Origin of the sequence: Streptomyces gobitricini, assembly GCF_039532985.1 — a bacterium.
GTDB lineage: Bacteria > Actinomycetota > Actinomycetes > Streptomycetales > Streptomycetaceae > Streptomyces > Streptomyces gobitricini.
Window position 1 is genome coordinate 1 of record NZ_BAAASR010000001.1, and the last position, 12,931, is coordinate 12,931.

The window sequence follows — 12,931 nt, forward strand, 5'->3', positions numbered from 1 at the left end:
ACATCCTGCCGTACGGCGCTGTGGGCGGGCGCGGCCTGTGGACAACGGGCTGTGGACAACGGCGAGGGGCGCCGCGTCCGGTGTACGCACGCGCTGTACGTACCGGATGCGGCGGCCCTCGGCCCGCGCGCTCGCGGGCGGCGGTGGGGAACGCCGGGCGCTAGCCCTCCGTTCCGCCGAACCAGCCTCCGTTGCCGTTGCCATTGCCGTTGGTGGTGCCGCCGGTGGAGACCGAGGGACTGGGACTGATACCGCCGGTGGTACCGCCCTCGTCCGTGCCGCCGGTGTCGGTTCCTCCGCCGCCCTCCGGGCCGCCGTCCTGACCGCCGTTCTGACCGCCGTTCTGGCCTCCGTCGTCGCTGTTGCAGTCCCAGTCGAACGGCCCGCACGACGGCTCCGCGGGCTTGGAGCTCTCCGACTTCGACGGGGTGGGCGACGGGCTCTGGGACGGCGTCTGCGACGGTGTCGGCGACGACGACGGCGAGTCCGAGGGGGTGGGCTCGGGGCTCTTGGCGCCGCCGCCGTACACGGTGTCGGCCTCGAGCTTCTCCGGCTCGGGGAAGGGGATCACCTCGGCGCCCTTGAGCGCCGCCGACATGTACTTCTGCCAGATCTCGGACGGGAACGACGAACCGTGGATCTTCTTCTGGTCACCCGTGCCGTACATCTCGAGGAACCCGCGGTTCTTGTTCGCCGCGTTGTCGTCCATCCGGTACATGTCGATGGCCGTGGCCAGCTGCGGCGTGTAACCGACGAACCAGGCGGACTTGTTGCCGTCGGTGGTACCGGTCTTGCCGGCCACCTGACGCCCCGGGATGGCCGCGTTGTTGCCGGTGCCCTCGGGGTGCTCGACGACGTCCCTGAGGACGTCGGTGATGTTGCTGGCGATGGCGGAGGAGAAGGCCTGCTCGGTCTTGACCTCGTGCTTGAAGATGACCTCACCTTCCTCCTTGACCTCCTTCACCGAGTACGGTTCGCGCTGCTTGCCGTTGGCGGCGAAGGTGGCGTAGGCGCCCGCCATACGGATGGCGCTCGGATCGGAGATACCGATGGAGAAGGAGGGCACGTTCGCCTCGACGAGGCTCTCCTTGCGCAGCCCCGCGGCGATCGCCACCTCCCTGACCTCAGGGATGCCGACGTCCATGCCCAGCTGCACGAAGGGCGAGTTGGCGGAGTGGATCATCGCCTCGCGGAGGTTGATGTCGCCGTAGTCCTTGTCACCGTCGTTGACCTGCTGCCACTCCTCACCGTCCTCGTTGTGCCAGACGCTGCCGTCGTACTTCTTGATCGTGAGCTTGTTCTTGCCGTTGTAGTACGTCTTGTCCGGGTCGACCGTCCGCCGCTGGTCCGGCCCCTGCACCGGCTCGCCGCCGGGGTCCCGGACGCCGTACTCCATGGCCGCGGCCAGCACGAAGGGCTTGAACGTCGAACCGACCTGGGCACCCGTCTGGTCGGCGTTGTTGGTGAAGTGCTTGGTGGCGTCGGAGCCGCCGTAGATGGCGACGATCGCGCCGGTACCCGGATCGACCGAGGCACCGCCGAACTGGACGTGGGTGTCCGTCTCCGGCCGCTTCACGGGATCGATGTGGGCCTTCTCGACCTTCTCTACGGCATTCTTCAGCGCTTCGACCTTCTTCCTGTCGAAGGTCGTGTGGATCTCGTACCCCCCCAGGGCGAGGTCCTTGGCCGTGATGCCCAAGTCGTTGTTGTTGATGAAGTACGCCTTGGCCAGGTCGACCATGTACCCCACCTGACCACCGAGCCGCGCTTCCTTCTTCGGCTGGTCGGGCATCGGGAACGACGTGTACTTGGCCCGCACATCGGCCTTCAGGTGCCCGTCCTTGACCATTTCGTCGAGGATCCACTTCCACCGCTTGGTGGCTGCTTCGGTGTTGGCCGCCGGTGTGGCCTTGGGATCGATGTCGACGGAACCCGCGGGGTCGAAGTACGTGGCGCCCTTGAGCACCGCCGCGAGAAACGCGCACTCGCTGGCGTTGAGGTCTTCGGCGTCCTTGTCGTAGTACGTCCGTGCCGCCGCCTGGATCCCGTAAGCGCCGCGCCCGTAGTAGGAGGTGTTCAGGTAGCCCGCCATCACCTCGTCCTTGTCGACCTCCTGGCCGGCCTTCAAGGAGATGAACAGCTCCTTGAGCTTGCGGCTCACGGTCTGGCTCTGGTCGTCCAGCATGGCGTTCTTCACGTACTGCTGGGTGATGGTGGAACCGCCCTGGGTCTGCTCGCCCAGAGCCATGTTGACCAGTGCACGGCCGATGCCCTTGGGGTCGATGCCCTTGTCATCCCGGAACGTCTTGTTCTCGGCGGAGATCACCGCGTTTTCCATGTCATCGGGGATCGTCTTGATGCTGATGATCTGGCGGTTGATCTCTCCACCCGTGGCGGCCATCTGCGTGCCGTCTTCGTAGTAGTAGACGTTGTTCTGAGCCGTGGCGATCTTGACGGGGTCCGGTACCTCCACCATGGAGTACACCACCGCCGAAGCGCCCAGGATCGTGGCCGCGAACCCCAGGGACAGTCCGCCGACGAGCTTCCAGGACGGCACCCAGCGACGCCACCCGTACTTGTCGTGGCGCGGGTAGTCGATCAGCCGCTTGGCGCCCGGCTGCCCTCCGCGTGCGCCACGCCCCGCCGCGGCTCCGGCGGCGCTCTCGGCACCGCGCCGGCGCCCCCCGCGCTGGGCGGCCCGACGAGCCTCGGCGCGACTGCCGTACGCCCGCTCCTCACCGCCGCCGCCGTGCGGGGCGGCAGGAGATCCTGTACTGGTTCCCCGCGCCTGAGCCGCCCTGCGGCCTGAGGGCTGCTGGGCGGCTCGCCTGGCCGCGGCACGTCCGCCACCCTGCGGCTGCGGCGGTTTGCGACGGTGCTCGCTCATCGAACGACTACTCCTCGGGCAGGCGAGTACGCCTGGAAGCGGCAGCTGAGTTCCGGTCCCCCCGAAATGGTTACGGACCAGCCCTGGCCGGGGCTCATCCGCGATGCACTCAGAACGAGGACGCCTACTGGCGCCGCATGGTTCCCACTGGTGTGCATGCCGCACAGACTACGCACGGTCAAAAACCCCTGAGGACCGAAGTTCATCCCAAATCAGGCAAGTCGCTTACTGCGAATTGAGTATGTGACGCCGCTCACCCTAGCTGCCCTTGTCGGGGCTGCCGGGCCGTTCTATCGTCAGGATGTATCGAGCCGATACATCAGCACGGCATAAGAGTCCCGGCGCACGAGCCGGCGAAGGCGGAGGAGGCGAACGGATGAGCAGACGCTCCGGCATCCTCGAGTTCGCCGTCCTCGGCCTGCTCCGCGAAGCTCCGATGCACGGCTACGAGCTGCGCAAGCGGCTCAACACGTCGCTGGGGATCTTCCGGGCCTTCAGTTACGGGACCCTCTACCCCTGCCTCAAGACGCTGGTCGCAAACGGCTGGTTGATCGAGGAGCCGGGCAGCGCCCCCGAGGATGCCCTCGCCGCCTCCCTCGCGGGGCGCCGCGCCAAGATCGTCTACCGGCTGACGGCCGAGGGAAAGGAGCATTTCGAAGAGCTCCTGTCCCACACCGGACCGGACTCCTGGGAGGACGAACACTTCGCCGCCCGTTTCGCCTTCTTCGGCCAGACGGAGCGCGAGGTGCGCATGCGGGTACTGGAAGGCCGGCGCAGCCGCCTGGAGGAGCGCCTGGAGAAGATGCGCGCCTCCCTCGCCCGTACGCGGGAGCGCCTGGACGACTACACGCTCGAGCTGCAACGCCACGGCATGGAGTCCGTGGAGCGCGAAGTGCGCTGGCTGAACGAGCTCATCGAGAGCGAGCGGGCAGGACGGGACCAGCGACGGTCCGGCCCCGGGACCCCGAGGGCCGGCCAGGCCCCCGAGGGCTCCGCCGACGCTCAGCAGGACGACACATCTGGAGAAACGGGCGGCCTGCCCCGGCACGGGGGCAGTACCCGGCCGGATCCGTCCGACGACACCGCAAAGTGAGGCTCTGCGACCCGCAGGGCTTCGAAGATCAACACAGGGAGCAACCGGAATGGGTTCGGTTCGCGTAGCCATCGTCGGCGTGGGCAACTGCGCCGCCTCGCTCGTGCAGGGCGTCGAGTACTACAAGGACGCCGACCCGGCGGCCAAGGTGCCGGGTCTGATGCACGTGCAGTTCGGCGAGTACCACGTCCGGGACGTCGAGTTCGTGGCCGCCTTCGACGTGGACGCGAAGAAGGTGGGTCTTGACCTCGCGGACGCCATCGGCGCCAGCGAGAACAACACCATCAAGATCTGCGACGTGCCGTCGACGGGCGTGACCGTCCAGCGCGGCCACACCCTGGACGGCCTGGGCAAGTACTACCGCCAGACCATCGAGGAGTCCTCCGAGGCCCCGGTCGACATCGTCCAGATCCTCAAGGACAGGCAGGTCGACGTCCTCGTCTGTTACCTGCCCGTCGGCTCCGAGGACGCCGCGAAGTTCTACGCCCAGTGCGCCATCGACGCCAAGGTCGCCTTCGTCAACGCCCTCCCGGTCTTCATCGCCGGTACCAAGGAGTGGGCGGACAAGTTCACCGAGGCCGGCGTCCCGATCGTCGGTGACGACATCAAGTCGCAGGTCGGCGCAACCATCACGCACCGCGTCATGGCGAAGTTGTTCGAGGACCGGGGTGTCATCCTGGACCGCACGATGCAGCTGAACGTCGGCGGCAACATGGACTTCAAGAACATGCTCGAGCGCGAGCGCCTGGAGTCCAAGAAGATCTCCAAGACGCAGGCCGTCACCTCGCAGATCCCCGACCGGGACCTCGGCGAGAACAACGTCCACATCGGCCCCTCGGACTACGTGGCGTGGCTGGACGACCGCAAGTGGGCCTATGTCCGCCTCGAGGGCCGTGCCTTCGGTGACGTCCCGCTGAGCCTTGAGTACAAGCTCGAGGTCTGGGACTCCCCGAACTCGGCGGGTGTCATCATCGACGCCCTGCGCGCCGCGAAGATCGCCAAGGACCGGGGCATCGGTGGCCCGATCCTCTCCGCGTCCTCGTACTTCATGAAGTCCCCGCCGGTCCAGTACTTCGACGACGAGGCCCGTACGAGCGTCGAGAAGTTCATCAAGGGCGAGGTCGAGCGCTAAAGGCTCGGCCCCACTCGCCGAAGGTCCCCGTGGCATCTGCCCGGGGGCCTTCGGCGTATGTGACCCTTGCTGCCATGCCTGTCGTACGTGATCTGCGCGTACTCGTGCGCCTGACCGACTTCCGTCGCCTCCTGGCCGTACGACTGCTCTCCCAGTGCGCCGATGGCGTCTATCAGGTCGCGCTCGCCACGTATGTCGTCTTCTCCCCCGAGAAGCAGACCTCTCCCGCTGCGATCGCCTCCGCCATGGCGGTCCTGTTGCTGCCGTACTCGCTGGTCGGTCCGTTCGCGGGTGTCCTGCTCGACCGCTGGCAGCGCCGCCAGGTCTTCCTCTACGGCAATCTCCTGCGCGCCCTGCTCGCCGCCGGTACGGCGATCCTGATCCTGGCCTCTGTGCCCGACTGGCTCTTCTACACGTCGGCGCTCTGCGTTACGGCCGTCAACCGGTTCGTCCTCGCCGGGCTCTCGGCCGCCCTGCCCCGGGTCGTGGACTCCGAACGGCTCGTGATGGCCAACTCGCTCTCGCCCACCGCCGGCACACTCGCCGCGACCGCGGGCGGCGGTCTCGCCTTCGCCGTGCGGCTCGTGGGCTCCGGTTCCGACGCCGCGGTGGTGCTGCTGGGCGCCGGCCTCTATCTCTGTTCCGCCTTCGCCTCCCTGCGCATGGGTCGCGAGCTGCTCGGCCCCGACCCGGACGAGGTGCAGCCGCGGCTGGGAGTCGCCCTGGCCTCCACGGCCAAGGGGCTGATCAGCGGGGTGCGCCACCTCGGCCGGCGACGAGCGGCGGCCCGGGTGCTTACGGCGATGACGGTGATGCGCTTCTGCTACGGCGCACTGACTGTGATGGTGCTGATGCTCTGCCGGTACGCCTGGTCGTCGACCGAGTCGGAAGGCCTCGCCCTGCTGGGGCTTGCCGTCGGCGCCTCGGGGGCCGGGTTCTTCGCAGCCGCCGTGCTGTCCCCCTGGGCGGTCGGGCAGCTGGGACAGGGCGGCTGGATGGTGGTGTGCGCCGCGTCGGCGTCCGTGCTGGTGCCGGCTCTGGGACTGTTCTTCGCGCCGGCGCCCATACTCGTCGCCGCCTTCGTGCTCGGTCTGGTCACCCAGGGCTCCAAGATCGCCACGGACACGGTGGTGCAGCTCGCGGTGGATGACGCCTACCGGGGGCGGATCTTCTCGCTGTACGACGTCTTCTACAACGCGGCCTTCGTCGGCGCGGCCGGCATCTCCGCCCTGATGCTGCCCCCGGACGGCCGATCGGTGCAGCTGGTCGTCATGGTCGCCGTGCTGTACGCCGGCGTCGCCGCCGCACTGCTGCGCTGGAGGCGCAGGGACGCCCTGCTCTGACCACTGGGCGGTGCGCTGTTTCACGTGAAACATCGCACCGCAGCGGCCTGCTCCGAAGCGAGATCGTGTTTCACGTGAAACGCGATCTCGCTTCGCGCTCTCAGCTCTGAGCGGCCCACCACTCCTTGAGCGCGGCAGCGGCGTCACCGTGCTCCATCGGTCCGTTCTCCAGGCGCAGCTCCAGGAGGAACTTGTACGCCTTGCCCACGGACGGCCCGGGGCCGATGCCGAGCACCTCCTGGATCTGATTGCCATCCAGGTCGGGCCGGATGGCGTCCAGCTCCTCCTGTTCCTGCAGCTTCGCGATGCGCTCCTCCAGCCCGTCATAGGCACGGGAGAGAGCGGCTGCCTTGCGTTTGTTCCGGGTGGTGCAGTCCGAGCGGGTCAGCTTGTGCAGACGACTCAGCAGCGGTCCCGCGTCACGCACATAGCGGCGTACGGCGGAGTCGGTCCACTCGCCGGTGCCGTACCCGTGGAAGCGCAGGTGCAGCTCCACCAGCCGCGAGACGTCCTTGACCATCTCGTTGGAGTACTTGAGCGCGACCATGCGCTTCTTGGTCATCTTCGCGCCGACCACCTCGTGGTGGTGGAAGGAGACCCGTCCGTCCGCCTCGAAACGGCGCGTACGCGGCTTGCCGATGTCGTGCAGGAGCGCTGCCAGTCGGAGCACCAGGTCGGGGCCGTCCTCTTCGAGGTCGATGGCCTGCTCCAGCACGGTGAGCGAGTGCTCGTAGACATCCTTGTGCCGGTGGTGCTCATCGCTTTCGAGCCGCAGCGCGGGCAACTCGGGCAGCACACGCTGAGCAAGACCGCTGTCGACCAGTAGCCCCAGGCCCTTGCGCGGGTTCGTGGAAAGGATCAGCTTGTTGAATTCATCCCGTACCCGCTCGGCGGAGACGATGTCGATCCGCTCGGCCATCCGCTTCATCGCGTCCACGACGTCAGGAGCGACCTCGAAGTCGAGCTGCGCGGCGAAGCGCGCCGCGCGCATCATGCGCAGCGGATCGTCGGAGAAGGAATCCTCCGGCGTTCCCGGCGTCCGCAGAACGCGCTCGGCCAGATCCTCCAGCCCGCCGTGTGGATCGATGAACTCCTTCTCGGGCAGGGCGACGGCCATCGCGTTGACGGTGAAGTCCCGGCGGACCAGGTCCTCCTCGATGGAGTCACCGTAGGACACCTCCGGTTTGCGGGAGGTCCTGTCGTACGCCTCGGAGCGGTAGGTCGTGATCTCGATCTGGAAGATCTGCTCGGCGTCACCGCCGCGGGCGGCCTTCTGCACACCCACCGTGCCGAAGGCGATCCCCACCTCCCACACCGCGTCGGCCCATGGCCGGACGATCTTCAGCACGTCCTCGGGCCGCGCGTCGGTGGTGAAGTCCAGGTCATTGCCGAGCCGGCCGAGCAGTGCGTCCCGTACCGATCCGCCGACCAGGGCGAGGCTGAACCCGGCCTCCTGAAATCGGCGGGCGAGATCATCGGCTACGGGCGACACGCACAGTAGTTCACTGACCGCGCGGTGTTGCACCTGGCTCAGTGCAGTCGGGTTGTCTTCGTTGGCGTTCGGCACAACAGAAAAGGGTACGTGTCCCGGCCCTGGGCGGCGTCCCGGTTTCCAGCGGCATCCGGGCGCCTGCTTCCGCGCCCAGCGGACCCGTACGTGCCCGATCATGTGGAGCAGTCCGCGGCACTTAGCCCCGGCGCTCCTCGTTACCATGCGTGGACGCAGAAACCGACGAACCACCAACGGCAACAGACGACGAGGACGGGCGAGCGCGTGGCCGAGGCGGCAGACTTCCAGAGCACGAGTCGCTCTCCTGCCCGGCGGTGGCTACGGCGTGCGGCCTCCGGCCTCGTGAGTGTGCCGCTCCTGGCGGGCCTGCTGTACGTCCCCTCCACACCTCCCGCGTCCGCCGCCGAGAAGGCTTCCCCGTCCAGGACCGTCGATGTGTCCCTGAACACGCTGTCGCCCACCACGCCGGTCGAGGGGGACACCCTCACGATCAGCGGCACGGTGACCAACGAGGGCAAGGAGACGGTGAGCGCGGCGCAGGTCGACGTGCGCCTGGGGCCCCGTATGGCCAACCGGGGTGAGATCGACGCGGTGGCCAAGCGTTCCGGCTTCGCTCCGGGTGATGACGGGGCGGCACTCGGTGGTCCGTACAGCATCAAGATCCCGAAGCTCCCGGCCGGCATCAGCGAGGACTTCAGCATCGCCGTGCCGGTAGAGAAGCTGGGCCTCGACGACGAGGGGGTCTACCAGCTCGGGGTCTCCCTCACGGGCCGGACGGCGAACACCCGCTACGACCAGGTGCTGGGGATCGAGCGAACCCTCCTGCCGTGGCAGCCCGAGGCCACCGAGAAGAAGACCCAGGTCACCTATCTCTGGCCGTTGATCTCCTCGACGCACCTGTCCGCGGAGACCGGCTCGGACGACCAGCAGACACCGGTGTTCGAGGACGACGACCTGGCCGCGGAGCTCGCCCCCGGCGGACGGCTGGAGCGGCTCGTCGCGCTCGGCGCCGAACTCCCCGTCACCTGGGTGGTCGACCCTGACCTGCTCGCCACCGTCGATGCGATGACCCGGAACTACCAGGTCAAGGACGGCACCGAACGGGTGCCCGGCAAGAACCAGACCATCGCCAAGCAGTGGCTGAACAGTCTGGACAAGGCCGTGCAGGGTGACCAGGTGGTGGCGTTGCCTTACGCCGACCCCGACCTGGCGTCCCTCGCCCACCGCGGCAAGGATGTATCCGGCTCGCTCAGCCATCTCCAGCCGGCCACCGAAGTGGCCGAGAGCACGGTCGAGACCATCCTCCATGTGAAGCCGTCCGTCGACTTCGCCTGGCCGGTCGACGGAGCGGTCGACCCGTCGATCATCGACGTCGCCACCTCCGCCGGGGCCGACAAGGTGATCGCCCGTAACGACAGCATCCGGGACGAGCTGCCGTACACGCCCAACGCCGCCCGGCCCATCGGCGGCGGAACCACGGCCGTCGTGGCCGACGCGTCACTGTCCACGGCTTTCCAGGGCGACATGGCTCGGGCGGGCGACTCCACTCTGGCCGTCCAGCAGTTCCTCGCGCAGACCCTTGCGGTGACCCAGCAGCAGCCGGGCAAGCTGCGCAGCATCGTGGTGGCCCCGCAGCGGATGCCGACCGCGGCACAGGCCCAGTCGATGGCCGCCGCACTGCGCGCCCTGTCCGCCCAGCGCTGGACGCAGCCCAGCGACCTGCTCACGGCAGCCGCGGCCAAGCCGGACGACCGGGCCACGACGAAGGTCCCGGGCGCCAGGAAGTACCCGGCCAAGCTCCGCAAGCAGGAGCTGCCCGTCAAGGCTTTCCAGGACATGAAGACCACCAAGGACACCCTGGACAAGTTCAAGGTCATCCTGACGATGGCGTCGCGGGTGGTGACGCCCTTCGGAAACGCGATCAACCGGGAGATGTCGACGTCCTGGCGCGGCCGCGCGGAGCCGGCGTCGGCGTACCGGCAGAGCGTGCAGGCCCATCTGCGGGACCTCACCTCCGAGGTCCAGTTGATCGAGAAGTCCGACCTCACCCTGTCGGGCCGCAGCGCCACCATCCCGGTCACGGTGCAGAACCAGCTGCTTCAGGACGTCGAGCACCTGGTGCTGCGCCTGACATCGACCAAACCGACCCGTCTGAAGCTGAACGGCGACGGCGCCGTGGCCGAGCTGCCGGTGAAGATCGCCGGCGGGCACAGCCAGTCGGTCAAGTTCACGGCGTCCGCCAACGCCAACGGTCCGGTCCCGATGACGGCCCAGCTGTACACGGAGGACGGCAAGCCGTACGGCAAACCGATGACCTTCACCGTGAAGGTCTCCGAGATCACGCCGACGGTGATGCTGGTGATCGCCGGTGGCTTCCTGCTGCTCGCTCTGGCCGGCATCAGGATGTACACCCACCGCAAGCGCGCCGCGGCGCGCGCGACGGACGTGGGCGACCCGGGTGACGATTCAGGTGACAATCCGGGTGAGGAGCCGGGTGACGAGCCGGACGCCGAGGCACAACCGGACACCGGCACGGAGACGGACCACCGGGCGGGCGGTGCGGCTGCGCGGAGCGGTGATTCCGAGCAGCCGAGTGACCCGACGCCGGACACCGGAGCGCAAAGCACCGACCCGTCGGGCCAGGGTGAGAAAGTGGACCGTTGATCGATGTCGTGGCCGGTCGGCCGGGGACGATGAGGTGGGGTAAACCATGAACGCGCCGTACGACGGTGACCGTGGTCAAGGCGCGGGCGGCGGCAGCGCGCCTTCCGGCGAGACGTTCCCCGCAGCGGGCCAAGTCCCGCCCCCGGCGGCGCCGCCCTCCCCGGATCCGTACGTCCAGCACGCCTACGAGCAGGATCCGTACGGCAGGCACGACCTCGCCGCGCAGGACCCGGTCGGCGAGGCGCTCTACGACAGAGCGGCGCACCCCCCACCGCCGCCGGGCACCTACGAGGAGCCGCCGCCGCTCTACGAGCAGCCCGCCGCGCCGCAGTACGCCCCGGACCCGCGGGTCTGGGCGCAGACTCCGCCACCCGAGCCCGACGGGCCGTCCCGCCACCTTCCCTATGGCGACGACGCCCGGACCGTTCAGTTCACCGGAGTCGACGACCTCGTCACGCACGCCGCCGAGGAACAGCCCGAGCCGGATGCTTTCGCCCACCTCTACCGGGATCAGCAGGCTCACGGGCAGCCACCCGCCCCCCAGGAGCCCGAACCGGCGCCCGCGGCCGCGCCCGCCCCGAAGAAGTCCGGGGGCCGGGCCTCCGGTCTGCTGAAGTCGAGCGCCGTAATGGCGGCCGGCACGCTGGTCTCCCGGCTCACCGGCTTCGTACGCAGCCTGGTGATCACCGGCGCCCTGGGCGCCGCACTGCTGGGTGACACCTACACCGTCGCGGCCACCCTGCCCACGATGATCTACATCCTGACTGTCGGTGGCGGCCTCAACTCGGTCTTCGTCCCACAGCTCGTCCGCTCGATGAAGAACGACGAGGACGGCGGCGAGGCCTACGCCAACCGGCTGCTGACCCTGGTGATGGTCGCACTGGGCCTGATCGTCACCATCGCGGTGTTCGGCGCCCCGCTGCTGATCCGGGCGATGTCGGACACGATCGCCAGCGACGCGGCCGCGAACGGCGTGGCCGTCACCTTCGCACGCTTCTGCCTGCCCACGATCTTCTTCATGGGCGTGCACGTGGTGATGGGTCAGATCCTCAACGCCCGGGGCCGGTTCGGCGCGATGATGTGGACCCCGGTCCTCAACAACATCGTCGTGATCTTCACCTTCTCCATGTTCATCTGGGTCTACGGATCCGCCGCCGAGAGCGAGATGGGCGTCACGACCATCCCCGACGAGGGGGTGCGCCTGCTGGGCATCGGCACGCTGATCGGCCTGGTGGTCCAGTCGTTGGCGATGATCCCGTACCTGCGCGAGGCCGGCTTCCGGTTCCGCCCCCGCTTCGACTGGAAGGGCCACGGACTCGGCAAGACGGTCAGGCTCGCCAAGTGGACCGTCCTGTTCGTCCTCGCCAACCAGGCCGGTGTCGTCGTCGTGACCCAGCTGGCCACGGCGGCGGGCAAGGCCTCCGGCCAGGACGGCGCCGGCTTCCTCGCGTACACCAACGCCCAGCTCATCTGGGGCATGCCGCAGGCCATCATCACCGTCTCGGTCATGGCCGCACTGCTGCCGCGTATCTCACGCGCCGCCCACGACAACGACCCGGGCGCCGTCCGTGACGACATCTCCCAGGGGCTGAGGAACTCCGCCGTCGCGATCGTGCCCGTCGCCTTCACGTTCCTGGCCCTCGGCGTCCCCATGTGCACGCTGCTGTACGCATCCAGCGGGATCGAGGCCGCCCGGAGCATGGGCTTCATCCTGATGGCCTTCGGCCTCGGCCTGATCCCCTACTCGGTGCAGTACGTCGTCCTCCGCGGCTTCTACGCCTACGAGGACACCCGTACGCCCTTCTACAACACCGTGATCGTGGCCGCCGTCAACGCCGCGGCGGCAGCGGCCTGCTACTTCCTCCTGCCCGCCGAGTGGGCCGTCGTCGGCATGGCCGCCTCCTACGGTCTGGCGTACGCCGTCGGTGTCGGGGTCGCGTGGCGCCGGCTGCGCAACCGACTGGGCGGCGACCTGGACGGTGCGCACGTTGTACGCACCTACGCCCGGCTGTGCATGGCGTCCGTCCCCGGGGCGGTCCTCGGTGGCGCCACCGGCTTCGGCATCCTCAAGGTCCTCGGCGACGGCGCCCTGGGGTCGCTCGTCGCACTGGTGGGTGGCGGAATCGTACTGATGGGCGTGTTCTACGTCGCGGCACGGAAGATGCGGATCGCGGAGCTCAACGCCATGGTCGGCATGGTGCGCGGCCGTCTCGGACGTTAGAAACGAGGGCTGGCACAACCATCGTCGGCGACCGCGTGTCGTGCATAGCGCCGGAGTGTGGGCACAATTGGCATGGCTGTT

7 protein-coding genes are annotated in these 12,931 nt (G+C 68.4%); 5 read left to right on the forward strand and 2 right to left on the reverse strand.

The window, feature by feature from the left end:
- Positions 1 to 160 precede the first annotated feature (160 nt).
- Positions 161 to 2,887, reverse strand: a complete 2,727-nt coding sequence (locus ABD347_RS00005; RefSeq protein ID WP_344354859.1) for a transglycosylase domain-containing protein — start codon at positions 2,885 to 2,887, stop codon at positions 161 to 163.
- A 376-nt stretch (positions 2,888 to 3,263) separates the two neighbouring features.
- Between ABD347_RS00005 and ABD347_RS00010 the strand changes: the two genes are divergently transcribed.
- From ABD347_RS00010 to ABD347_RS00020, 3 genes are all read left to right on the forward strand, one after another.
- Positions 3,264 to 3,980: a PadR family transcriptional regulator gene (locus ABD347_RS00010; protein ID WP_344354862.1), complete on the forward strand. Its 717-nt coding sequence runs from the start codon at positions 3,264 to 3,266 to the stop codon at positions 3,978 to 3,980.
- 49 nt (positions 3,981 to 4,029) lie between these two features.
- Positions 4,030 to 5,112, forward strand: a complete 1,083-nt coding sequence (locus ABD347_RS00015) for an inositol-3-phosphate synthase (RefSeq protein ID WP_344354865.1) — start codon at positions 4,030 to 4,032, stop codon at positions 5,110 to 5,112.
- A gap of 74 nt (positions 5,113 to 5,186) precedes the next feature.
- Positions 5,187 to 6,455 (forward strand): MFS transporter, encoded by a 1,269-nt coding sequence (locus ABD347_RS00020; protein WP_344354867.1) that lies wholly within the window; start codon positions 5,187 to 5,189, stop codon positions 6,453 to 6,455.
- Between the two features lie 100 nt (positions 6,456 to 6,555).
- Here ABD347_RS00020 and ABD347_RS00025 read toward each other — a convergent pair whose 3' ends face one another.
- Entirely contained in the window at positions 6,556 to 8,022 is a 1,467-nt protein-coding gene (locus ABD347_RS00025; protein WP_344354870.1) for a CCA tRNA nucleotidyltransferase, read from the reverse strand.
- A 207-nt stretch (positions 8,023 to 8,229) separates the two neighbouring features.
- Here ABD347_RS00025 and ABD347_RS00030 point away from each other — a divergent pair, with 207 nt between their 5' ends.
- Positions 8,230 to 10,629, forward strand: a complete 2,400-nt coding sequence (locus tag ABD347_RS00030) for a DUF6049 family protein (RefSeq protein WP_344354872.1) — start codon at positions 8,230 to 8,232, stop codon at positions 10,627 to 10,629.
- Positions 10,630 to 10,675: 46 nt separating this feature from the next.
- Positions 10,676 to 12,850 (forward strand): murein biosynthesis integral membrane protein MurJ, encoded by a 2,175-nt coding sequence (gene murJ / locus ABD347_RS00035; protein WP_344354875.1) that lies wholly within the window; start codon positions 10,676 to 10,678, stop codon positions 12,848 to 12,850.
- Positions 12,851 to 12,931 lie beyond the last annotated feature (81 nt).